The organism is Bacillus sp. FSL K6-2839 (assembly GCF_038003365.1).
Lineage (GTDB): Bacteria > Bacillota > Bacilli > Bacillales > Bacillaceae > Bacillus.
This window is the reverse complement of the sequence record NZ_JBBOOZ010000001.1, coordinates 377,757-401,516: the sequence shown is the minus strand read 5'-3', so window position 1 is coordinate 401,516 and position 23,760 is coordinate 377,757. Positions and strand designations below refer to the sequence as shown.

Genomic DNA, 23,760 nt, shown 5'->3' with positions numbered 1-23,760 from the left:
GAAGGAGGGATTTATCTTGAAAAAAACAACCGCTTTTGTCGTGACTGCTTCACTCGCTTCGTCCGCCCTAATTGGTTTCAGCCCTGCGGTCTCAGCACACGCCATGACCAAAACAGCAGTAGAACAATCCGTTCCTCAAGGTCCGAAAAACACATTAAACAACGTGTATGAGCTGGCACATAAAGGACAAATGCCGTACTATGCAGAAGGACTAAAAATTGGTGTTCAAACAAAAAAAGACGTTCATCATAAACTAGGAAATCCATATCCAGAAACAGGTCACAGCAGCTTTGATTTGTATCATGCTGAAATGGGGAATCCGGGATTTGCTTTTCATTATGATGCAAAAGGCAAAATTGACGAAATCCGTTATTTCGGTACAAATGTAGAAAAAGAAACGAATATCGGCGGGATGACCCCTTCCCTATTAAAGAAACAACTTGGACCAGCGGATTCGGTCAGCACCATCCCTCAGACAAAAGAGAAAAAATACGTGTATCGAACTGGAGATTATGAGCTTGAATTTATCGTCGGCCATGACCCAGATATAAATCAGCATAAACTCACCGTCCTGCATATTAATCTGATGAAAGCCGATTCCTAAATAAAAAAGCATCCTGAGCAGAAGCTCAGGATGCTTTTTCTTTATTATGAAGCCACTTCTAAATGCGGCTTTCTTTTCATTGTTCGTTTCAAGACTGGACCTGCGACATAATCAAGTCCAAATTTGCCTGCATTCCCTTTCGCTGCCATGATGACGATGGCAATGAGCAAGAGAAGCGGGTTGACAGAGACGGTACCAGCTAGTAAGAAAGAGACATTCATCACGCTTCCGAAAAAGGCTGCGGTTGTTGTGAACAATCCAACGATTAATCCTAGACCTACTAAGATTTCTCCCCACATGACCATGGCACTGAATAGTCCCGCATTCGGCAAAGCGACATTTTCTAAAAACCATACATAGAACGGATACACTAAATGGCCATCTTTGACAACAGGTTCAGCTATCGCTAATTGTAAATATCCTGATGCATCGAATCCGCCTGTTAGTTTTCCTATACCAGATGTCAGCCAAGTCCATCCGATATAAAGTCTTGCTGCCAAAAGGATAACCGCTGCCCATACATTCGTTTGTAAGAATTTTGTAAACATGATGATGCCTCCTTTTAATTTATGTGAAATATTTCACATTATCTTTATGATCTTATTATACTATGCCGTTTCTAATTTGTGATCTTTTTCACATAGGTATTCACAAATTGTTCATGAATATCTATGTGAGGTAAACTTTTCCCTTGCTAAAACCGTCTAAGTCATTTCAGACAATAAGAAAGGGTTTAACTTTGTATGAAAACATTATTCCATTTTGCTTACTTACAGGCGATGTCGTGTCTATTCCCTGTCATGATCTTTGCGGCGCTTGCCCTATCAAAGATGGTGGCTATTCCTTTTCTTCACCGGTATGATTTCATTCTACTGCTTTGCCTCCTGGCACAGATTCTCATGCTGACGCTTCGGCTGGAGACATTGAATGAACTGAAGGTGATTTGTCTATTTCACCTCATTGGAATTGGCTTAGAAATGTATAAAGTACATATGGGTTCTTGGTCCTATCCTGAAGAAGCTTATACGAAGGTCTTTGGGGTTCCGCTCTATAGCGGGTTTATGTATGCGAGTGTAGCAAGCTATATTTATCAGGCACTGTCCCGACTTCAAGTGCAGATGGCTTCATGGCCCCATCCGTTTTTTTCAATCGGGATCAGTTTGTGCATTTATCTCAATTTCTTTACGCATCATTGGCTCTATGATCTCAGGTGGTGGCTGACATTGCTGCTTGTTGTCGTGTTTCGAAAAACGTCCGTCTCGTTTCAGGTTGGCTCTTCTACCTTTCGAATGCCGCTTGTCGTCTCATTTCTGCTGATTGGTTTCTTCATTTGGATTGCCGAAAATGTCACCACCTTTTTAGGAGCATGGCAATATCCAAATCAACAGCACGCTTGGTCTCTCGTACATCTTGGGAAAATCAGTTCTTGGTTTTTACTTGTTGTAATCAGTATTGTGCTGGTGATCGAACAGCGCAAACAAAAAAACGTTCAGCCCATTTGACCTGGCTGAACGCTTTTTTCAATCTCGATCGACTTCCTTGCGGAGATCATCTGCGACAAATTCTACATTCGTTCCAATGATGATTTGTACGGAGGTTTTCCCTGAAGTCAGTACCCCTTTGGCACCTGCTTTTTTCAATGTGCCTTCATTTAATAAATGTGTATCTTCTACTGTTAAACGTAGACGAGTGGCACAATGATCAATCGTGGTGATATTGTCTTTGCCGCCAAGTCCCTCTACAAGCATACTCGCACCTGCCGTCTTCGTATCATCGGCTGCAATATCTTCAATGTCATCATCTTCCCTGCCTGGTGTTTTGAGCTTTAACAGTTTAATGAGGAAATAGAAAACGACAAAGTACACAATGCCATAAAGCACCCCAACTCCGAGCAGCATGAGTGGTTTTTGTGCGATGCCAAAGCTTAAAACGTAATCAATCGCTCCTGCTGAAAAGGCGAAGCCGCTATGAATTCCAATGGTGTTCACAATAAAGAGCGAAAGACCTGTTAGCACAGCATGGACACCATATAAGAGTGGAGATAAAAACATAAATGAAAATTCAATTGGTTCAGTGATCCCTGTAATAAATGACGTAAGCGCCATCCCAATCATCAAGCCAGCTGTAGCTTTTCGCTTTTCAGGCTTTGCGGTCACAACCATGGCTAGACATGCCGCTGGCAGACCGAACATCATCACTGGGAAGAACCCAGTCATAAATACACCCGCACTTGGATCTCCTTTAAAGAATCGTGCTAAATCCCCTGTTGCCCCGCTGAATTCCCCGAATTGAAACCAAAATAAGTTATTCAGCACATGATGAAGTCCTAATGGAATGAGCAATCGGTTAAAGAAACCAAACAGCCCTGCACCCGTTGCACCAAGACTTAAAATCCATTCCCCTAAACCATTGATCCCGCTTTGAATCGGAGGCCAGACATATCCGAAAACGGCTGCTAATAGAATGGTGAAAAGTGCGGTCATAATGGGCACAAGCCGTCTTCCGCTAAAGAACCCTAAGTATTCCGGCAGTTTTGTATCCTTGAAGCGATTGTACACATACCCTGCCAATAGCCCGCATAAAATACCGCCCAATACCCCCATATTGTTCGTTGAGTTAATCGACGTTGTACCAGCTGATAAAATAAAATAAGAGATCGCACCTGATAATGCCGCTGCCCCATTACCATCCTTTGCAATGCCGATCGCTATACCCATTGCAAAAATTAAAGCCAAGTTTGCAAAAATAGCATTCCCTGCCGCATGAATAAACGGGATATCGAATACATCCTCCCGCCCAATAGCCAAAATAATCCCTGCTGCTGGAAGCACAGCGATTGGAAGCATAAATGATTTGCCTAGCTTTTGAAAAAACTGAAACACCATTTGCCTTCTCCCCCTTTGTCTTCATCATGACCAAACGTTCATGATGTTCATAAAAAATATATCATATGCACATCTAGTTATCTATACCAATTTGTCCACATTCATTTCACATTCCGCTCTTTACTCTTTTCGCGTAAAATGTGGTAAGCTATTGAATAGAATGAAGTTATAGAAAGCGGGAATGAACAGTGATTGTCAAACATGATCATGAGTTAGAAGCCTTAAAAAAAGTCGGCCGAATTGTCGCTTTGGCAAGAGAAGAAATGAAAAGCCAAGCGAAACCAGGCATGTCTACAAAAGAATTAGATTTGATTGGAAAAAAAATATTAGAAGAGCATGGGGCCAATTCGGCGCCTGAAAAGGAATATGACTTCCCTGGGACGACTTGTATCAGCGTGAACGATGAAGTTGCACACGGTATTCCAAGTGAAAAAACCATTTTACAAGAGGGCGACCTCATCAATATTGATATCTCAGCAGAGCTGGACGGCTATTATTCCGATACCGGCATTTCATTCGTATTAGGTACAGGTGATGCTCGTCTTGAAGCATTATGCCAGTGTGCAGAGGATGCATTCCTCGAAGGATTAAAGCATGCAAAAGCCGGTAAAAGACAAAACCAAATTGGCCGTGCGGTCTACAATACAGCCAAAGAACAAGGATTTACCGTCATTAAAAACCTAACAGGACACGGCATTGGGAAAAATCTGCATGAAGCACCCAACCATATTTTGAACTATTATGATCCATTCGATAATGCTTTGTTTAAGAATGGCACAGTGATCGCCTTCGAACCTTTTATTTCAACAAATGCTGAATCGATTTATCAGACTGATGACGGCTGGACATTTAAAACACCAGATAAAAGCCTAGTGGCACAGATTGAACATACCATTGTGATCACAAAAGACGAACCCATTATTTTAACGAAGCTGTAAGCCAGCAGGTCCCCTTCTTCACTGGAGGGGTTTTTTTCGTTTCCCTTTCACGAATCTGTCACGACTAAACAAAAATGCCTGTGGTAAAATAGGCAAAGATATGCGAAAGGGGTCTTATTTGATATGTGGTTCATCATCATAGGAGTTATCTTTTTGATAGAAAGTATCATCTTAACGGTTGTAGGTATTAAGAAAAAACAATCCATGATGACTTATCTTGGTATTGTCATCATGATTATGACGGTCGGCATGATCATCGTTACCCTCAACCCGCCAAATTCATAAATGATTATTTCCAGCATATACATGGATCATAGGCAGATAGAATCAGTTTTCATTTCTTAACCCCTGCACACTTTTCACGTCCTTTTTTGAGATGTTACAATGCAGGCAGTTTCAATTGAAAGGAGTTTTCTATCATGCATTATGGTAGCAAAGGCTGGTATGTCGAAGAATTAAAGAAGCTTGGTGTGACCAAGCATGAAGGAAGAAAGCTTCAAAGCTTAAAAACATATTTCCTTGCAAATCTTCTTGAGCAAAAGAAACCTAGCTCATAAACGCTTAAAGCCGTACATCAGCATAAGATGTACGGCATTTTTTAAATGTGCTGAACTCGTTTTTCTAAAGACTTCCTCACCACATCTGCTAAGGCATCTACTTCAAGAACGGCTTTCAGCCTCTCTGGACTTGTTTGACGATATTTGACTTCGTTCACTTCATGGACTGTAATGTGATGGGGCGCTTTTTCTACTAATACAAGAGAACCATCAGGCGGCACTATGCCTTCTTTCAGCACCCGTAAATAAAAGCCGGTATACCCCGTTTGCTGTACTTCCTTGACAAGCTTCATGTTAGCGTGCTTAAAAGATAGTTTCACACACGGCTGTCTTGGCTGGCTCACTTCAACAAGTGCTTCTCCAAGTTGAAAGACATCGCCAATACGCACCTTCGTCTCGACTAGCTTGCGCACTGTCAGATTTTCGCCAAACGCAGCTTCCTGTAATGTAACCCCTAAAAATTGCTCGAAGTAAGCATAATGATCATATGGAAAGACGCAGACGGCTTTATCATATCCTCCATGATGAACCAAATCACCTTGGCCATCTCCCTCAAAATTGACCTTACTCAAATACACAGGCTCATGAATACGCTTTTTGTTGATGGCTGTTTTGATTTCTTTTCCGTTCGCATAGGTCGTGATGGGTTGTCCTACTTGGATTCCTACTATGTCGTATCTCTTCTGTCCCAAGATGACCATCTCCTTTAGTTGTCTCATGCCTATTATTTTACATCGTTAGACAATTAAATCATAGTCGATGCGTGAAGGTCAGTTACATGCTATGGTATGATGAGAAAAAAGGAGAGATGACATTGATTCATTATCATGCCATTGTCGCAGGACGGGTGCAGGGAGTCGGTTTTCGCTATTTTGTACAAGGAGAAGCCGTCAATCGCGGGATGAAAGGCTGGGTACGCAACACAGATGAAGGTCATGTCGAGTTAAAGGTAGAGGGTGAGCAGCAAAAGGTACTTGATTTCTTAAAGACCGTTCGAAAAGGAAGCCCTTTTTCAAAGGTCACAGATATGCAGATGGAGCCGCTCACTGAGTTAGCTCATTATAAGGATTTTCGAATAAGGTAATCAAAAAACCTAGCTCTCGCTAGGCTTTTTCTGTCCCATGGTAGGGCTTTTCCTGATAAAAATAATTCGGCTTCACAATGGTATTGTCGTAATGCTTGTGGAAGACGTGGGTAGCAGCTGGTGATACTGGCGGAATCAGCCATGTCCAGTCCCCAGTCAGCTTGCGGTCAGCCTTTTCTTCCTGCTTTTCAAACTGTTTGAACTGATGTGCTGCTGTATGGTGATCAACAATGGTCACCCCTGCTTCTCGGTAAGAATGGAGAACCGCTACATTCAACTCAACAATGGCTTTGTCCTTCCAAAGCGACGCATTCTTTGTCGTGTCCAGCCCTAAAATAGAAGCAACTTTTTTCAACATATTGTAGCGATTTTCATCGGCTAGGTTACGTGCGCCAATTTCTGTACCCATATACCATCCGTTAAACGGTGCCGCATTGTAATGAATACCGCCAATCTCTAATTTCATATCAGCAATAATCGGAACGGCGTACCATTTCAATCCTAAATCACGAAATCCTTCATATTCAGGATGGGTAATCTCGACTTCTTGGACGATTTCTTTCGGAAGCTCATACAGAACTGGCGGCTGATCCTTTAGCTGAAACATGAGAGGCAGAATATCAAAATGCGTGCCCTCCCCTTTCCAGCCATGGGCTTCACACAACTTTGTCAATTCAAGAGATGCCTCGTCGCCAATGATGCCATACTCCGTCTCATAGCCTGCATAACGAACGAGCTGATGATTATAAATGACGACTTCCTTTTGCGAATGATTTTCTGGAGGAAAGATCGTAATGGATGGTTTGATTTTCCCACCATTTGTCGCATACTCAATATGATGAAAGAGTGCCTCTTTCACCTCTTCTTCTGTCTTCACATGCCGGCAGTCGTGAACTTGCAGGGTTGACCAAAACAAACGGCCAATGCAGCGGTTGCTGTTGCGCCACGCCATTTTCGCCCCGTGCGCCAATTCCTCTTGTGTATGAGTATACATCCCTTCAGAGTCAATTTCTTGTTTTATTTCATGCAGACGTGCTGCTTTCTCTTCATTGGACTTGCTTAATTCTTCATAGCATAAAGAAATAAAAGCTTCTGCTTCATTCCACAACGCTTCTTGATTACTCAAACATACTCGCCTCACTTTAATACGAATATATCCATTGTAGCGGTTTCTATTAATAAATTCACTGGTTTCAAACCATTTTTTATCATATCAACCGACCATTGTCCTTAGAGCGCGGATGAATCAATCCGTTTAAGGGTTTGCTCGAGCCAGCGGACATAGCCTTTTTCTCTTTCAATTGCCCTTGTCAGCACTAAGTAATGCCCAAATTGCGCTGAATGAAGCGATTCAGCGGCAGGGTCTTCCTCCGTTAAAGCGTGCAGCTTCTGTTCTAGCATGTCTATTTTTTTGGTGCGCTCTAGCAGTTGATGTGTAAACAAGTCAGCCGCTTCTTTGTTGTCCATGGAAGAGATGAAAAATGTTTTGAGCATGAATTCATCCTTTGTTGTTTCTGGTATCGGGTCTTTTGTCCTTAACCACTGATGCAATTCTGCTTTCCCTGCCTCTGTGATTTGATAAACCTTCTTCTCCAGTTTCTTTCCTTGTATACGAATATCAAATTCAATAAACCCTTCTTCTGTGAGACGCTTCAGCTCAGGGTAAATTTGGCTGTGCTTCGCACTCCAAAACTGTCCAAGGGAATCCTTAAAATGTTTGGTTATATCGTATCCCGTCAGCTCACACTGATCTAGTAAGCCAAGAATGGCATATTTCAAAACTCTCATGATGTGCCTCCAACGCTTATTCTTTGACAATAGTATACCATAGACTTTAAAATAAACATGTAAATCATGACATGTTTTAAATAACATCATTCTAATGAAAGAAGGAATAAACATGGATCAATTCGTTGGACTTCATATGATTTATACGTATGAAAATGGCTGGGAATATGAGATTTACATTAAAAACGATCACACCATTGATTACCGCATTCATAGCGGAATGGTTGGAGGCCGCTGGGTCCGTGATCAAGAAGTGAATATTGTGAAGCTGACAAAAGGCGTTTACAAAGTTTCTTGGACAGAACCAACTGGGACAGACGTCTCTCTGAACTTTATGCCTGAAGAAAAACGCATGCATGGCGTCATCTTCTTCCCAAAATGGGTGCATGAACGTCCAGATATCACAGTTTGCTATCAAAATGACTATATCGATCTCATGAAAGAATCTCGTGAAAAATACGAAACCTATCCAAAATATGTTGTTCCAGAATTTGCGGACATTACGTATATCCATCATGCAGGTGTAAATGACGAAACCATTATCGCCGAAGCACCATATGAAGGCTTGACTGATGAAATAAGAGCTGGACGAAAATAAAAAAGCGGCACGCACTGTGCCGCTTCTAGATTGTAGACAAAGGGCTAAAATGATGTTTATTTTAGCCCTTTGTCTTCTTTTCAGCGTGATAGAAAACCTTTGCAGTCTAGGAAGGACGAGCACCGAAGCGGAGCGAATTTAACATTCGTGAGCATCGGCGCACAGGACTGACACCGAATGCGAGGGTTTGTCTACACGCTGAGGGCTAAAATAATTTTAGCCCTTTTTTATTTAATACCTAACGTCTTTTTAGATAGCAAGAACCGGTACACTGGGAGTTCATCGCCTACTTTTGAAGCAATAAACCCAGATGACATATAGCTGTCTTTTGATTCTGGTTCAAGGGCAAGTGACAATAAATTTGTTTGCGGCTGCGCCGTGATATATACCTTTGTCCCTTTTGGCAGCTGACGTTTCTTTTGGGTGAGTTCTGTTTCAAGCTGAATATCTGTTTTGCTCTTTTCGTCTCGTTTTGTTACTTGATAGGCTTGTACCGGTACTTTCACGCCGACGGCAATGTGACACTTTTTAACCCTAAAGTTTTCAGCTTCCGTTCTACCCCTTCATGCCCAGGTAAAACGAGATAAGCTGTCGGTCGTTCTCTCGACATGACAGGAACAGCATCGCTCGCACTGTGAAAGCGTACAGGGATATTGATGGTCCGTCCTTTTTCAATATCCACCATTTCAAGCGAATCATCCATTGGCGCTTTGAAATCATCTTGAATGACCACTTGATCGTCATCATTTGATTGAAGTCCTTTTTTCACCAGCTTCAGTCGCTCCGTCACCATTTGCTGCTTCACCTGCTTAGCATGCTTCACCGTTGTTTCAATGATTTTTTCATGTGTGGTGACTTGTGCTGCGACGCGGCGGGTAAAATCCTCTCTTCCAATTCCAATCCCTCTGCTTTCTACAAGAAATGACAAAGCTGGCGAGAGCGCCAAGGCATTTCGGCCAATTCGTGCATCCGTTCCGCCTTCATAGAGATCGATCTTTCCATCCTTTCCTCTTGTGCTTGTATAATATAAATCATTCGAAAATCCTTGATTTGTCAGCGTTTCACGGACGCCGCTCACATATAATTCATTTGACGTGAGCCGGATGCTTTCTGGAATATTCAAGTTCTTCCCTGATAATATCAGTAAATCGTGATATTTGAGGGCACCCGCTGAGCCGATATCATCAAACTGCTTTTGTCCCACATCGTATTCATGGGCATCAATGACTACTTCTGGTGCATACCGATTAAATTCTTGATGCAGGGCTGTGAGCTCTGGAGATTCTAATGTCATATGATCACGGTTTCCATCCGTTCCGTTTGCAAGCCTGCGGTCAAACGCATAAGAACCATCAGGATTGATTCTCGGGACAATGATCATATTCACATGATTGAGTATACGCTCTCCTTGTTCACCTGCTAATCGTTTTGCGATGACGAGAGCAGATTCACCGGAGGCTGGTTCATTTCCGTGTATTTGTGCTTGAAGCCAGATCGTTGGCTTTTTTGAAAGTGGAGAGATATGACGATCCTTTGTAAAGTAGAGAGCTGAAATGGACCGTCCTTCAATGGATGTTCCAATCTGTTTCTGCGTAGCGTAAGGACTTTTGCGGACAATATCACGTAAGAATTCTTGAAGCTCTTCTTGTGTTGTAAAGGCTTCTCCTTTTTTCTGAAAGGCAGGGGTGTCGAACGTCTCGTCAGGTTCAGGGTATAGCTTCTTCACTGAGGCCGGCTGTTCATAACTCTTTCCAAAATAAGGGGTATCTGCATGAGCTGAAGCTGGGCTCACCATCGACAAACTTCCTGCTATGAGGCATACAGCAGTAAAAAGAATCGTGCCTTTTCGTTTGGACATGCTATCCTCTCCCTTCGTTGATTTGCATTATAAAGAAAAAAACAGTAAAAGTGTCAGTATTTTTCAAAAATATATCTTTTGGAGGAACAGACATGTTTTTTGTATAGGGCAAATGAATCGAGCCTGCTCGGCAATATGACCTAAAAAAAGTGCCTGCTCAAGTAGCAGACACTCTTTTATTTACCAAATAGAGATGGCCCCAATGAGTATCGACATGACCGTCATGGCGACGACTGCAAGTACAGCCCATTTCATGCCAAACTTCTGATGCTGATCCAGTGATACCCCAACAAGTCCAACAAGTAAATGAGTGGATGGAACAAGTGGGCTTAGCATATGAATCGGCTGACCAATAATAGAAGCTCTCGCGATTTCGATTTTATCAACACCGTATGCTGCCGCTGTTTCTGATAGGATCGGCAGGACCCCATAAAAGTATGCATCATTCGGCATAAAGAACGTAAATATCCCGCTCGTTAACGCAACAATGACTGGAATGAAGCCGCCAAGCTGCTCTGGAATAGCAGATACAATCGAAATCGCCATTTCATCGACCATTTTCGTCCCAGTTAAGATGCCTGTAAAAACCCCTGCCGCAAAAATCATGGAAGCAATGGCTAAGACGTTGGTTGAATGAGCCGCAATCCGTTCACGCTGCTGTTCAAGGTTCGGATAGTTCACGATAATCGCCACACAGAAAGCAAGAACAAATAGAACCGTTAAGCTGACTTTTCCTGAGACAAGAAGGAGCACCAATAACAACGTAAGCGTCAAGTTAAACCACCAAAGTTTCGGCCGCTTGATGTCATCCTGTAGTGCCGCTGCCATTTCATTTGCATGAATCGGCTGGTCGAGCTCAATGACACCAAGACGTTTTCTTTCAGACTTCCCAAGAAAGTATGCCACCACAATCATGCTCAAAACCCCTGCACCAATGACTGGAATCATCGGGCCAAATAAAAGTGAAGGATCAACGCCAAGTGCACTCGCCGCTCTAGGTGTGGCACCTCCCCATGGAATCGTATTCATAATCCCCATGCCAACTCCGGCAATCCCCGCTAAAATAATCGGACGGATGCCAAGCAGCGTAAATAACGGAAGCATCGCTGTTGTTGTAATCATGTACGTTGTTGTCCCGTCACCATCAAGTGCAACAAGCATGGTCAGGACAGCTGTTCCGACGACAATTTTTAATGGATCGCCTTTGACAATGTTTAAAATTTTCGCCACCATTGGATCAAATAAACCAGCATCAATCATAATGCCAAAGTACAAAATCGCAAACATAATCATGACCGCTGTCGGCGCGACTTGCTGCACACCTTTGACAATCATGTCTGAAATTTCAGTAAAATGAAAACCTGCAATAAGAGCAAATGCAATTGGTGTTAATACCAATGCCGTTAAAACAGACATACGTTTCGTCATAATTAAAACCATAAATACAACCATCATAAGAAATCCTAAGATTGCTAACACTTTGTTCACCCCTTATGTTGTATACGCTTTCATTAAATGTTGGTATCCCATTTCCAACCCTTTCTGTCATGATATCTGACGTTGAAATTGAAGTAAATATTATGAATTTTAATTCTTTTTCGGTCGATAAATGCTTTTTGTTCATTTTGTTCAAACTTTGATTTTGATGGATTCCATAAAAAAAAAGCGGTCTCACTCGACCGCTTGTTCTCCTTGGATAAACTGCTCATATCGCCTTAATTGCTCCTCCATAAAGATCTTTGACTCTTTGCTGTTCATATAACGACTTGTCCAGCCCTTTTGCTTTAATTGCTTTTTCCAGGACTTCGTTTGTGTCATTTTTTGAAGAAGCTGATCCCATTCACGAATATCATGCTGATTCATTTGCTTTGGGCCCATCACACCACGCCAATGAGAGAAGATGAGCGGGATGCCTTGCTCTTTCCAAGTCGGCACATCTTCAAATCCTGCTAAACGCTGATTCGTTGTGGTTGCCACAAGCTTTAGCCTTTTCTTTTCATAATCATGGCGAACCTCTGTAATCGTGGTCGTTGCTGCATCTACCTCATGGTCAATCAGCGCTTGAAATAAATCATCTGCACTGTCAAATTTCAAAAATTGGATGCGGTATGGATCAATTCCTGCCATTTCTGCCGCTCGTGCGAACGAGATTTGATCATCATTACCGAAGTCTGGGGCAAATCCAATTTTTAAGGAATCTGGTTTCTTCTTTAGTGTGTTTAATAGCTCCTTCCCATTTGAAAAGGGAGAATCCACTGGGACTGCGACGACCTGCCACTCTTCTGCCAAAATGGCGAGCGGTGTGACATCGTTCATTGTCATGTTACTGCTGCCAAGCAAATTACGGCTTAACAATAAGCTTGAATTCAAACTAACATAGTTGGTATCTCGCTCCATCATATATGTCCATCCTTTATCCACCGTTCCGCCTCTTTGATAAAGGATATTCACCGGCCGCTTCACCAGCTTTTCTTTCTCGAGCACTGATTTCATCACTTGAGCTGTTTGGTCAAAGCCGCCGTCAGGGACACCAGACACCACAATATATAATGGGCTGTGCTGCAGGAAAGAGTCGCCTCCCTTTTTTTCATTAAAGGTGAGCGTCATACAAAGACAGATCATAATGACAAGGCATATTCCTTTTTTCATCTTTTATGACTCCGCTTGCTTTATGGCAGGATAATATTTCCGTTCTGGTCTGCCAATGATTCCGTACGCAAGCTCTGCCCGGCATTCTCCTGTTGTCACGAGATACTCGACGTACCGTCTCGCTGTTGTGCGTGAAGCCCCCATCTTTTCTCCGAGTTCTTCCGCTGTAATCCCATTATTCTCTGATGCCATCAATGTTTTCACCTTGTCCAAAGTCAGCGAATTGATCCCTGTAGGCAGGTCCCTGCCATCCTTTTCTTTTGGCTCTTCTTGCATCTGTCCAAAAAACAAATCAATCATCGTTTGATTGACTTCATCCTTAGAATTGATGATGTCTTTCTTCTCTTTATATTCGGTTAAAACTTGCGCAAACTTTTGTGCGGTCACTGGTTTGATTAAATAATGAACCACTCCGTAATGAAGTGCATCTCTTAAAAGTGTCGTTTCCGTTGCAGCCGTGATAATAATTACATCTATTTCTGGATAGTGTTCTCTTAAAAGCGGCAACAGGTTTGTACCGAGCTCATCGGGCATATATACATCAAGCAAGATGAGGTCGACTTGTTCCTTTTGGAGCGCCTCCCACATATCTATTGCACTCTTTGCCTTTCCGGCGACTTGAAATCCTTCTATTTGTTGTATATAAGATTCATGAATGGCTGCGATTCGAAAATCATCCTCCGCAATGAGTACCTTCATCACCATTTATTCCCCCTTTGTGCCTTTCGGTATGTATGCAGTGAAGATGGCACCGCCTTCTTTTTGGTTCGTCACTTCAATCCAGCCCCCAAGTTCGTCCAATACTTCTTTCACATTCGCTAGCCCGTAGCCTCGTCCTTCCCCCTTTGACGAATGGCCTCTTGTGAAAATATGTGAAAGTTCTTCCTCGTTTACTCCATCACCTGAATCAGATACTTCTATGATAATATCAAACCCAATATCTGTAATGAACAGGCTTACCTCGCGCCTCTCCTTATTTAGTACGGCCTCAAAGGCGTTATCTACAAGATTACCAATGATAGTAATAAAGTGAGATAGACTTAAATGTGTTGGAAGCGGCTCCAATGAACTATTTTCATCGATGTGGAAATGAACCTTCTTCTCAGATGCTTTCCCTAACTTGCCGAGTAAGATGGCTTGTATTTTAGGAGATCGAATTTGCTTCATGAGTAAATCGTGCTGACGGTTTTGCAGCGTATATTCTTCCTTTATTAAGTCGATGGCCTCATCCACTTGCTTCAGCTCAAGCAAACCTAAAATGGCGTACAGCTTATTTGAGAATTCATGCGTTTGTGCCCTCAGGTCTTCTGAATATTGGCTGACCTCTGTTAATGTATCCAGCAGCTTCGTCAGCTCTGTTTTCTCTCGGAAGCTCACAATTCCCCCAAAAACTCGATTGTCCTGGACCACTTTTTTCACATTTAAGACATAGGTTTTATCATTGACGACGGTTTCGATGTTCGGTTCAATCGTTTCTGCCTTTAAATAGAAAAGGAGATTGGCTTTTGGCAAGACTTGGTCAATATGAAGCGGCAGCTCGGATGAAACGCGCAGCATGTGTTTAGCAGATGTATTCATCATCGTTATCGCGCCTTTGCGGTCAAATGCAATAATCCCTTCTTTTATAGCAAGCAGCATCGCTTCTCTTTCTCGAAATAATGAAGCAATTTCGTGCGGTTCAAGCCCTAATGTATCTTTGCGAATACTTCTTGTTAAAAAAATCGCTCCGAATATACCAGGCAAGAGCACAAAAAGGGCAATATAGCTAAGCTTGATTAGTTGATGGGCTGTCGCTTGATCAATTTCCTTTTTTAAAAATTCGACGGTGACTGTGCCAATAATTTCTTCATGCTTGCCTGTTTCTTTCATAATCGGGGCACTGCCTCTGACAACGGTTTCACCATTAGAATCACCCGTTGATATGGAGGTCCCCCCAAATAGCAGGGTACTTCTTCCTCTAAATACACTGATGGTTTTTCCTACATTCTCATGATTCGTATGAAAAAGGACCTTCCCTTTTTGATTGGTAATGAAGATGGCATGTGCTCTGACTTGATCCTTCATTTGCTCAAGCACTACCTGTTCTTCATACTCAGACACTGATGAGGTGCCCACCGATGTTTTAATGGGCGGCATATATGAGATTGTTCTAGCGGTTTGCACCGCCAGCTGTTCAGCTTGCCGTTGCCTTTCTGATGTCTGCAGAAAACCAAAACAAATGGTCAATAACGCAATGACAACAAGCAAAAGCCCGATAATTAACCCCAAAATTTTCGTTTGTAAAGTGACTTTCCTTTTGCCCATCCTCACCGCTACAACCCCTAATTCAAGTAGATTCATCGACTAGACTCTAAGAAAATCATATCATTTTTTCTTACGAAGTTAAGAGAAAATTCATTCAAACAAAAAAGGACGACTCAAATCGAGTCATCCCTGTTTCAATTACGTGATAGATAAGCCTGCACTCGCATAGCCTGCTACAGTGTTAATTAAAGATAAGCCTGTTGCAGTCGCAGAGAAAACAACCAGTAATCTTGTTTCTGCTGTAACTGGCACATTCAGGCCGGTAGCGATTCCGTTTGAAATAGCACCAATAGTTAAAATCCCCGTTAATGGTGGTGCCAACGTGACACTCGCTACTTGAGTGAAGCTGTTATCTGGTGTCGGTGAAGCAAATAAGCTAGCTGTCACTGTAATACTCGTGCCGACTAAAGCCAATGCTGCCGTAGTACTAAAGTATCCGGCAAATGAAGTAATAGTGCCATCCCTTGGTACAGAGAATGCCATATTTAAAAGAGTACCTGCTGCTCCTGTTAAGTCGATGATACCACCTAGTATGCTAACGCCTGTTGCAGAGCTACCAAAGCCGACCAAACTAGAAGTTCCGACAAGACCCCCTGCTATTGTAGTCAAGACAGCAGGGGTACCTGATGCAAATGGAATAATCGCACTCGATCCAGTTGCTCCGGTTGCTCCGGTGGCGCCGGTATCTCCTGTTGCTCCCGTTACTCCGGTCGCTCCTGTGACTCCGGTGGCGCCGGTATCTCCTGTTGCTCCCGTTACTCCGGTGGCCCCTGTGACTCCGGTGGCGCCGGTATCTCCTGTTGCTCCCGTTACTCCGGTGGCCCCGATATCTCCTGTTGCTCCCGTTACTCCGGTGGCTCCTGTGACTCCGGTGGCGCCGGTATCTCCTGTTGCTCCCGTTACTCCGGTGGCCCCGATATCTCCTGTTGCTCCCGTTACTCCAGTCGCTCCTGTGACTCCGGTGGCGCCGGTATCTCCTGTTGCTCCCGTTACTCCGGTCGCTCCGGTATCTCCTGTGACTCCGGTGGCCCCGATATCTCCGGTCGCTCCGGTGACTCCGGTCGCTCCTGTTGCTCCAGTCGCGCCGGTATCTCCGGTGGCGCCGGTATCTCCTGTTGCTCCCGTTACTCCGGTGGCCCCGATATCTCCTGTTGCTCCCGTTACTCCGGTGGCTCCTGTGACTCCGGTGGCGCCGGTATCTCCTGTTGCTCCCGTTACTCCGGTGGCCCCGATATCTCCTGTTGCTCCCGTTACTCCAGTCGCTCCTGTGACTCCGGTGGCGCCGGTATCTCCTGTTGCTCCCGTTACTCCGGTCGCTCCGGTATCTCCTGTGACTCCGGTGGCCCCGATATCTCCGGTCGCTCCGGTGACTCCGGTCGCTCCTGTTGCTCCAGTCGCGCCGGTATCTCCGGTGGCGCCGGTATCTCCTGTTGCTCCCGTTACTCCAGTCGCTCCTGTGGCTCCGGTGGCCCCGATATCTCCTGTTGCTCCTGTGGCTCCCGTATCACCTGTCGCACCGGTCGCTCCTGTACCTGTTGCTCCTGTGGCTCCTGTGATCCCGGTTGCTCCGGTAACTCCAGTCGCACCTGTATCTCCTGTTGCACCGGTAACTCCAGTCGCACCTGTATCTCCTGTTGCACCGGTTGCTCCTGTACCTGTTGCTCCTGTGGCTCCTGTGATCCCGGTTGCTCCGGTAACTCCAGTCGCACCTGTATCTCCTGTTGCACCGGTTGCTCCGGTAACTCCAGTCGCACCTGTATCTCCTGTCGCACCGGTCGCTCCTGTACCTGTGGCTCCTGTGGCTCCTGTGATTCCGGTTGCTCCGGTAACTCCAGTCGCACCTGTATCTCCTGTCGCACCGGTCGCTCCTGTACCTGTGGCTCCGGTTGCACCCGTTTCACCAGCAGCTGCTAACAATGTATAATCTGGTGACGTACCTGGCGTACCTGTTGGCGGCGCTGAATTCACCACATACGTACTTCCATCGAATGTCACGACTTGACCTACTGGATAGGTTGGGGCTACCGCTGGATCAAATGCCACAATGCCCGTTAAGCCTACACCAGTGGCTCCAGTTGCTCCTGCCGGGCCTCCTGGGCCTGCTGGACCCGCTGGACCTGCTGGACCTCTTCTTCCTCTCCCGCCTGGCGGACCTTGAATCACACAAACACAAGGATCTTTTCCGCAGCAAGGATTTTTCACTGGTTTCCCTGGCTTTCCTGATATCCCTTTCTTACAACTATCACATTCCCAGCCAGCATCCTTATACGCATCATACCAGCTTCCTTTTTGGTAGTGGTCTGTCGAATGAGTTGGATATGTCTTTCCGCATTGTCTACATCTTCTCATGGAATCACCCCCCATCCATCGTATTCATCATTCCTTGGAAAGGTGTATGTACACTTTTATTTTTATCAAGAAGTATTGAAAAGACCTTGCGCTCGATGCACAAGGTCTTATATTTATTGAAATTTCATTGTCATTTTGATATCTTTTCCTACCATACTATACTCAATATCTGCTGGACGGATCGCTTCTTTTAGTTTTTTCACCCCTTCTCCTTCAAAAAAAGTAGGTGCATGTTTTCCACCGATTAATAAAGGCGCCATGTAAATGACGGCTTCATTGACTAGTGATGCTTCTAAAAAGGACGCACTCACATTTCCTCCTGCTTCAACGAGAACTGACATGACAGAACGTTCCTTCAGCATTCGTAACACGTCATGAATATTTGTCCGCTGCTCTCCGCTTGTGACATAGACTTGATGCCCTTTATCTACCAGCTGTTCATACTTTTTCTGATCATACATGTGCGAGGTGCAAATAATGGTTTCCGCCATATGATCTGTTAAACATTTCGCATGAAGCGGAATCCTTAATGTGGAATCTAAAATGACACGAATGGGCTGGGTCGCCATTGAATCTTTCACAATAAGACCTGCATCATCTTGAATAATCGTTTCGACGCCTGTTATCACAGCATCGGCTTCTTGACGCAATTGCTGCACTTCTTTCCTCGCTTCTGTTCCTGTGATCCATTTGCTTTCAAGATGAGATGTTGCAATTTTCCCGTCTAACGAAATGGCTGATTTTAATATGACGTAAGGAAGGTCTGATTGAATGAAATGAAAAAAAGGCACATTTAAGCCGTCCGCCTCCTGTTTACATATTCCTTCATCTACTTCGATCCCTGCTTGTTTCAACATGGTAACCCCCTTACCTGCGACAAGCGGATTTGGGTCTTGCGTCGCAATGACTACACGTTTCACACCACTTTTGATAATGGCTTCCGTGCAAGGACCCGTTTTCCCATGATGCGAACAAGGTTCAAGCGTCACATACATGTCAGCTCCCTTTGCCTTTTCCCCTGCCATTTGCAGCGCATGAATTTCAGCATGAGGTTCGCCCGCCTTCATGTGAGCACCAATCCCAACAATCTCACCTTGCTGTACAATGACTGCACCGACAAGCGGGTTTGGGGAGGTTTGCCCTTTCATTGCCTTTGCGTTGGCAATCGCCAGCTTCATATAAAAAACATCGTCTTTCATGTGAGTCTCCTTTCTTCTCTTTCAAGGGAAAGAACTCCTTCAGGAAATGAAGGAGTTCTATTCTCATGTGCTATATTTTTTCCATCCGTTTCTTTTCAGATCGATCATAGTAAGGCAAGGAATAAAAAAGTTTATATGATGCTCGTTGTTTACAAAAACAGCATTTGCGTAATTCATATTTATTAATGAGGAGCACATGCGGACAATTGAGTACAGTCAGGCCTTTTTTCATATGTTCCTTGCAAACACTTATCATGAGAATCCCCCGCTTACATTCTTTTTCTTAATGAGAGATTACTTCTTTCGGAAATTGTTCAAATAAGCGCAGTACTTCAGTATGTGTGCCATCTTCTCGAATATGATAAATCCCGCCGTCATATGAGCTTGCGTATACATCATTGCCTAATTGTCTGATGGCACTAATCCCATTCTTGGCAATTCTAATTGGGCCGGTATTGAACTCCAGCTCTGGATTCCACACAACGATATAGCCCCAATAATCTCCGCTCACAATATAGCCAGAGTCTGTGACAGAGACAGATTTAATAGAATACTGGTGTTCATTATGCTGGTCTAAAATTCTTCCTGTATGCAAATCAAACAATCTCACATTCTTGTCACGGCTGACAATGGCAATACGATCTCTTTTACTATCAATGAATACATCATTTAACAGCTCTGTCGCTCCGATATATTTCGCTTTTAAAGACAAGCTCTTCTTATCTAAAAGACAGATGGTTCCTTCTACCGCGGCTGTGATGATATGATCTCCTTCTACTTTTAATGCTTTAACAGCACAATCGTGTGCTTTGGAACGGCCAATTTCCTTTAAATGTTCTGTCGAAATGACATGTACATAACCGCCGTAAGTTCCAATATAGAATTGCCGATCCTCCTCGTGGAAATACACACTGTTGACCGGCCCTGTGTTGAGATCAAACGAAACCATTTGCTGTAATGATTCATGAACAATATGCACCTGACTTGCATGATCTCCCCACGCATAATAGCTTCCATCTCGTGCGACAGCCACTCCATTTGTTAAAACGCCTGTCGATTTAGCGATTTCAATCCCGTTCTTTCTGAATTTTCCGTCATCTGATGCTGTGATGATATCTCCCGCATTAGTCAGCGCAATATCATTAATAGAGGGTGTCGCCATTTCGATCTCATCTGATACAACTTTTCCCTTTTCAATAGACCATTCACAATACGTTTTTCCAAAGCTGGCTCCTAGGATCGATTTCTCATCCTCCGTCCAGACAAGCGAGCGCTCCCACTGATATTTATGAGGCAGCAACGTATCGACTAAATCCCCTGTTTCATAATTCCACAGCTTAATTAAATGGTCATAGCCTGCTGTCAGCAAGTAATTGCCGCTTGGAGAAAAGTTCACCCGCTTGACGCCCTGTAAATGGGCTTTAATGATTTTTTTCTCCTGTAAAGTAACCGCATCATAAATAATGACGGTGCCATCGTCTCTGCCAAGTGCGAACACTTCTTTTTGATTGCTGCCGCTGATTGTGTCCAGCTCATAATCAAACGGACCAATTTCCCCTACAATTTCTCCTGTATCATACAGCCATACAAGAACGTAGCCATCATCACCTGTTGTATAAGCTTTATCGCCATGTATCCATACAGCTAATACATCTTTGCTATGTCCATGGAATTCTCTTAAAATAGCTCCTGTTTCGATATCCCACACTAAGCACCTTCTATCTCTAGACACCGATACTAGTAAGGTATCCTGTTTGGCAAAGGCGACGGCTTCTACATCATCCGCATGACCAAACAGGGTGCGAATTCGAGTATGAGTGCCTGTATCATACAATTGAATGGTGTAGTCTGACGATGCACTCGCTAAATACTTTCCGTTTTCAGAAAGAGATAAAGAGTTAATGATATGCTCGTGACTTCCAATAAACGTTCCTTCTCCTGTTGCCCGGTTCCACTTATAAATACAGCGGTCATAGCCGCCAGTGTAAACAATTTGGTCCTGCTGAGTTGATAAAACAGATGTAATCGGTCCTCTATGCATGATTTTACACTCCCACCTTTATATGTTGTTTTTGACGAGTCACTACACGAAAGCCAGTAAATCGGAAAACGGGATCTGGATGCTTCCCGTGTCTTCTGGCGACTCTGCATAAATCTCCGCCTCTTGCAAAGGAGCCGCCTTTTAAAATGTAGTAATCACTGCCAAGCGTCTCCGTTAAATCATCTACGACCTCGATGCCGCCTTCGTATACATGATATTTGGTGTTGACCCATTCCTCGACGTTGCCCCCCATATCATAAAGACCAAATAAGGATCTGCCCTTTTTGTATTGACGGACAGGCGTCGTTTTTTCAATATTTGATTCGAACGTATTACATAAAGAAGGATCAAACTCATCTCCCCACGGGTATTGATTTCTCGTATTTCCTCGGGCAGCATATTCCCATTCTTCTTCAGTAGGAATCGACACGTCTATCCCAAGTTTCCCGCTCAGCCACTGGCAGAACGAGAAGGCTTCCTCGATATCCATGCCCCAAGCCGGATGATCTTTCCCGCCACCAAGCTCTTGATTCGTTAAGCTCTCCGGGTACGCCTGGCCTGTTTCATCACAGTAGCTTTGATACCATTCATTGGTGACGACCGTATCTGAAATAAAAAATTCATTGATATACGGCTGATAGGATGGAAATTCTTTGTACAGCCATTTTTGAAATTTTTTCTCACGGCCGTAGGTTGGATTGAGAAGCTTGTCCTTCCAGAATTCTGATGCCTTTTTCATATCTTCTTCATTACTTCCAATCGTTGCATAGCCGCTTGGAATTTGAATCCAATTGATTTCAGGTTTCACGCTTTTCTCCCGCCTTCTTTAAAGTAAACTCATCTACTGATTAATTAATTTTTTCTCATCGACCATATGCCCTGAGGCTGCTTTTGCCTTTAAATAGGCTTCATTATAGAGTGAGGCTTCGACCGTATGATCAAACCGCAAAACAGGAAGACCGTAGGCAGCAATGGAATCGACTTTATCTGGATTGTTCGTTAGGAGGTGCATTGGTTTCCCTTTGTTTAAATAGTGCAGAACAGCCGCTGCCTCCTCGTAATGCCGGTCATCATCTCCGCAGCCAATCAGACGGTTGGCTTCAAAGGTATCCAGCTTCATTTCCTGTAATTTATACGTCAATGCTTTCGCCATCAGCCCAATTGACCGCCCTTCTTGATTGGCCATATATACGAGCATGCCTTTTCCGTAATCGGTGATTTTCTTCAGCGATAACGCAAGCTGTGGACCGCAGTCACATTTCAGTGATCCAAACACATCCCCTGTTTGGCAGACACTATGAATTCGCACTAGCGGCGGCACCTCATTTTCAAAGTCGCCAAATAAGAGACAAGAGGAAAAGGTTTGCTGCGCGGTACTCATTTGGACAATAGATTCGATTGTTGGTTTTGTCTCCCCTTCAACAGGTGCGAAGGCATACCATTTAAATGGCACTTCTTCATGTTGAATGGAGATCGGCAGGTTCACTGGCCCCACGAGCAAATAGTTTTTTTCTTGAAAGGTAAAATGATGAATCATTGATTGTAATTCATCTACAAACTTGTTCATTTGTCTCCCCCCTATTCATCGCTGCACCCAAATCGACTCTCATAGCGCAGTGATGGAGTGATGAATATGTGTCCGCACTCCCTTACTTAACATGTGTGCTCCTATTTCAAGCGGCACTCATGCCTAAAAAGAAGAATATAGATGTGCGATGCCTCTCATCGTTCAGACCTTGATTTTCGCAAAAATGTTTCCGTTCCACCTCTTCTAGCAATGTTTCAATCTAGGTCTTGTCCAGTACAAAGGAGCAGAAATCTTGGTTCATACGATGTTAACGCCTTTCGATTCTTACATGATGCATGCTCTTTATTAGAATGAACCCCTCTGCTAGCTTTGAGTGATCACCTTTGTACTAGATTTTGACGGCAATGACATGATGCTGGCTAATGCCGGCCTTTGCTTTTAATGGTGTAATCGATACAAGCTCCAGACCTGATGAACAAATTCTTTCTCCAAGCTGAGAGTCTGAAAATGAAAAGTGGAAACGGCCATCTTCTCCGATTAACCCTGTTCTCCACTCTTCTCCCCATACAACAAGTGAGAAGACGCCGCCTTCATGAAGCAATGAGGAGACCTGTTTTAAATAACGCTCATGATCATCAGGATGCTGGTGATGAAAGCAGCCATGATCTAAAATTAAATCAAACTGCATCCCGCGTCCCTGATCCATCGACCAGGACATAAAATCTTGATGAACAAAATGGACAGGAACCGTTTCTCTTTTCTGTAATCCTTCCCACTCCTCATGCTCATACAGGTCGATACCGACATATGCAGAAAGCCCCCTTAAATGTTCAAGTGCCCGGCCGTTCCCGCACCCGATATCGAGCACAGAAGCAAGTGCATTCTTTTCCCGTGAATGCCATGCCTTTAATGACATCACGGCTGCATCTGTTAAGGATGGATCAGTAGACCACATATCTGTTCTTTTCTCATAATGTTCTTGAAATGCCATACGCATTTTTTCTAGATACAACCCACTGTCTTCATGGTATAAAGCTTTTTTCATCACAGGACCTCCTTCTATTCAAAATCGGCTTTTCGGGCAAAGGTCATTTTCAAGCCAAAAACCTTATGTTAAAATGAAAGATGGATTTTTTAGGAAAATCTGTTTTCTGAAAAAGGAGAGTAGCATCCCACATGTTCACTCTTCTTTTTCAGCATGCATCCTCATATGCAGCCATTTGAGAGCTGCAGCGCCTCAGCTTATTGTCTCTTTTTTTCATATGAGTTCACCTCCTTCACCGTTCGATCAACTCACAGTCTTTCTTGGAAACGCTTTCTCTTCTGTACAGGAGTACGACGTCTTTTAAATATCTCTTGCAAAGTGATCATAGTAGAA

At 43.8% G+C, this 23,760-nt stretch carries 22 protein-coding genes and 1 pseudogene; 7 read left to right on the top strand and 16 right to left on the bottom strand.

Features of this window, described 5'->3' with window-relative positions:
* Positions 1-16 precede the first annotated feature (16 nt).
* The gene (locus MHH26_RS01700) at positions 17-604 is read left to right on the top strand and encodes a YjgB family protein (protein WP_106043736.1); all 588 of its coding nucleotides are present in this window, start codon (positions 17-19) and stop codon (positions 602-604) included.
* A 44-nt stretch (positions 605-648) separates the two neighbouring features.
* On the opposite strand, the gene MHH26_RS01695 is transcribed toward MHH26_RS01700, so the two are convergent.
* Positions 649-1,152, bottom strand: a complete 504-nt coding sequence (locus tag MHH26_RS01695; protein ID WP_307499283.1) for a DoxX family protein — start codon at positions 1,150-1,152, stop codon at positions 649-651.
* 195 nt (positions 1,153-1,347) lie between these two features.
* On the opposite strand from MHH26_RS01695, the gene MHH26_RS01690 reads away from it, so the two are divergent.
* Complete coding sequence (locus MHH26_RS01690; protein WP_095286073.1) at positions 1,348-2,106, top strand: DUF817 domain-containing protein; 759 nt, start codon at positions 1,348-1,350, stop codon at positions 2,104-2,106.
* 18 nt (positions 2,107-2,124) lie between these two features.
* Here the strand turns inward: MHH26_RS01690 and nagE are convergent, their stop codons facing one another.
* A complete protein-coding gene (gene nagE, locus MHH26_RS01685; protein WP_223250510.1) occupies positions 2,125-3,486 on the bottom strand; it encodes an N-acetylglucosamine-specific PTS transporter subunit IIBC in 1,362 nt (453 codons plus the stop codon).
* Between the two features lie 191 nt (positions 3,487-3,677).
* Between nagE and map the strand changes: the two genes are divergently transcribed.
* The 3 genes from map to MHH26_RS01670 all read left to right on the top strand — a co-directional run bounded on the left by map (position 3,678) and on the right by MHH26_RS01670 (position 4,984).
* On the top strand, positions 3,678-4,427 hold the full coding sequence (gene map / locus MHH26_RS01680) for a type I methionyl aminopeptidase (protein ID WP_034665196.1): 750 nt from the start codon (positions 3,678-3,680) through the stop codon (positions 4,425-4,427).
* A 123-nt stretch (positions 4,428-4,550) separates the two neighbouring features.
* On the top strand, positions 4,551-4,712 hold the full coding sequence (locus MHH26_RS01675; protein ID WP_003214360.1) for a hypothetical protein: 162 nt from the start codon (positions 4,551-4,553) through the stop codon (positions 4,710-4,712).
* 134 nt (positions 4,713-4,846) lie between these two features.
* Positions 4,847-4,984, top strand: a complete 138-nt coding sequence (locus MHH26_RS01670; protein WP_003214303.1) for a YflJ family protein — start codon at positions 4,847-4,849, stop codon at positions 4,982-4,984.
* A gap of 41 nt (positions 4,985-5,025) precedes the next feature.
* Here the strand turns inward: MHH26_RS01670 and MHH26_RS01665 are convergent, their stop codons facing one another.
* Entirely contained in the window at positions 5,026-5,676 is a 651-nt protein-coding gene (locus MHH26_RS01665; RefSeq protein WP_060595758.1) for an MOSC domain-containing protein, read from the bottom strand.
* Positions 5,677-5,798: 122 nt separating this feature from the next.
* On the opposite strand from MHH26_RS01665, the gene MHH26_RS01660 reads away from it, so the two are divergent.
* A complete protein-coding gene (locus MHH26_RS01660) occupies positions 5,799-6,068 on the top strand; it encodes an acylphosphatase (RefSeq protein WP_034665208.1) in 270 nt (89 codons plus the stop codon).
* 19 nt (positions 6,069-6,087) lie between these two features.
* Here MHH26_RS01660 and MHH26_RS01655 read toward each other — a convergent pair whose 3' ends face one another.
* The gene (locus MHH26_RS01655; protein WP_307499281.1) at positions 6,088-7,194 is read right to left on the bottom strand and encodes a nitric oxide synthase oxygenase; all 1,107 of its coding nucleotides are present in this window, start codon (positions 7,192-7,194) and stop codon (positions 6,088-6,090) included.
* 104 nt (positions 7,195-7,298) lie between these two features.
* Positions 7,299-7,856: a PadR family transcriptional regulator gene (locus MHH26_RS01650; RefSeq protein WP_034665213.1), complete on the bottom strand. Its 558-nt coding sequence runs from the start codon at positions 7,854-7,856 to the stop codon at positions 7,299-7,301.
* Positions 7,857-7,968: 112 nt separating this feature from the next.
* Here MHH26_RS01650 and MHH26_RS01645 point away from each other — a divergent pair, with 112 nt between their 5' ends.
* The gene (locus MHH26_RS01645) at positions 7,969-8,454 is read left to right on the top strand and encodes a phenolic acid decarboxylase (protein WP_025206914.1); all 486 of its coding nucleotides are present in this window, start codon (positions 7,969-7,971) and stop codon (positions 8,452-8,454) included.
* 227 nt (positions 8,455-8,681) lie between these two features.
* On the opposite strand, the pseudogene MHH26_RS01640 reads toward MHH26_RS01645, so the two are convergent.
* The 11 genes and pseudogenes from MHH26_RS01640 to MHH26_RS01590 form a co-directional block, all read right to left on the bottom strand.
* Positions 8,682-10,312: pseudogene (locus MHH26_RS01640) on the bottom strand (M14 family metallopeptidase).
* A gap of 180 nt (positions 10,313-10,492) precedes the next feature.
* Complete coding sequence (locus MHH26_RS01635; RefSeq protein ID WP_034665220.1) at positions 10,493-11,791, bottom strand: citrate:proton symporter; 1,299 nt, start codon at positions 11,789-11,791, stop codon at positions 10,493-10,495.
* A gap of 192 nt (positions 11,792-11,983) precedes the next feature.
* Positions 11,984-12,961, bottom strand: coding sequence for a tripartite tricarboxylate transporter substrate-binding protein (locus MHH26_RS01630; protein WP_106038420.1), 978 nt, complete (start codon positions 12,959-12,961; stop codon positions 11,984-11,986).
* 3 nt (positions 12,962-12,964) lie between these two features.
* Entirely contained in the window at positions 12,965-13,663 is a 699-nt protein-coding gene (locus MHH26_RS01625) for a response regulator (protein WP_189288376.1), read from the bottom strand.
* A gap of 3 nt (positions 13,664-13,666) precedes the next feature.
* Entirely contained in the window at positions 13,667-15,265 is a 1,599-nt protein-coding gene (locus MHH26_RS01620) for a sensor histidine kinase (RefSeq protein ID WP_340973777.1), read from the bottom strand.
* Positions 15,266-15,403: 138 nt separating this feature from the next.
* Positions 15,404-17,614, bottom strand: coding sequence for an exosporium glycoprotein BclB-related protein (locus tag MHH26_RS01615; RefSeq protein WP_340972005.1), 2,211 nt, complete (start codon positions 17,612-17,614; stop codon positions 15,404-15,406).
* A gap of 113 nt (positions 17,615-17,727) precedes the next feature.
* Complete coding sequence (gene ribD, locus MHH26_RS01610) at positions 17,728-18,813, bottom strand: bifunctional diaminohydroxyphosphoribosylaminopyrimidine deaminase/5-amino-6-(5-phosphoribosylamino)uracil reductase RibD (RefSeq protein WP_307499277.1); 1,086 nt, start codon at positions 18,811-18,813, stop codon at positions 17,728-17,730.
* Positions 18,814-19,096: 283 nt separating this feature from the next.
* Entirely contained in the window at positions 19,097-20,854 is a 1,758-nt protein-coding gene (locus MHH26_RS01605) for a WD40 repeat domain-containing protein (protein ID WP_340972002.1), read from the bottom strand.
* A gap of 4 nt (positions 20,855-20,858) precedes the next feature.
* A complete protein-coding gene (locus MHH26_RS01600) occupies positions 20,859-21,662 on the bottom strand; it encodes a formylglycine-generating enzyme family protein (protein ID WP_034664515.1) in 804 nt (267 codons plus the stop codon).
* A gap of 33 nt (positions 21,663-21,695) precedes the next feature.
* Positions 21,696-22,421 carry a GTP cyclohydrolase II gene (locus tag MHH26_RS01595; RefSeq protein ID WP_034664517.1) on the bottom strand — a complete coding sequence of 242 codons (726 nt, stop codon included), beginning with the start codon at positions 22,419-22,421 and terminating at the stop codon, positions 21,696-21,698.
* Positions 22,422-22,770: 349 nt separating this feature from the next.
* A complete protein-coding gene (locus MHH26_RS01590) occupies positions 22,771-23,427 on the bottom strand; it encodes a class I SAM-dependent methyltransferase (protein ID WP_034664521.1) in 657 nt (218 codons plus the stop codon).
* Positions 23,428-23,760 lie beyond the last annotated feature (333 nt).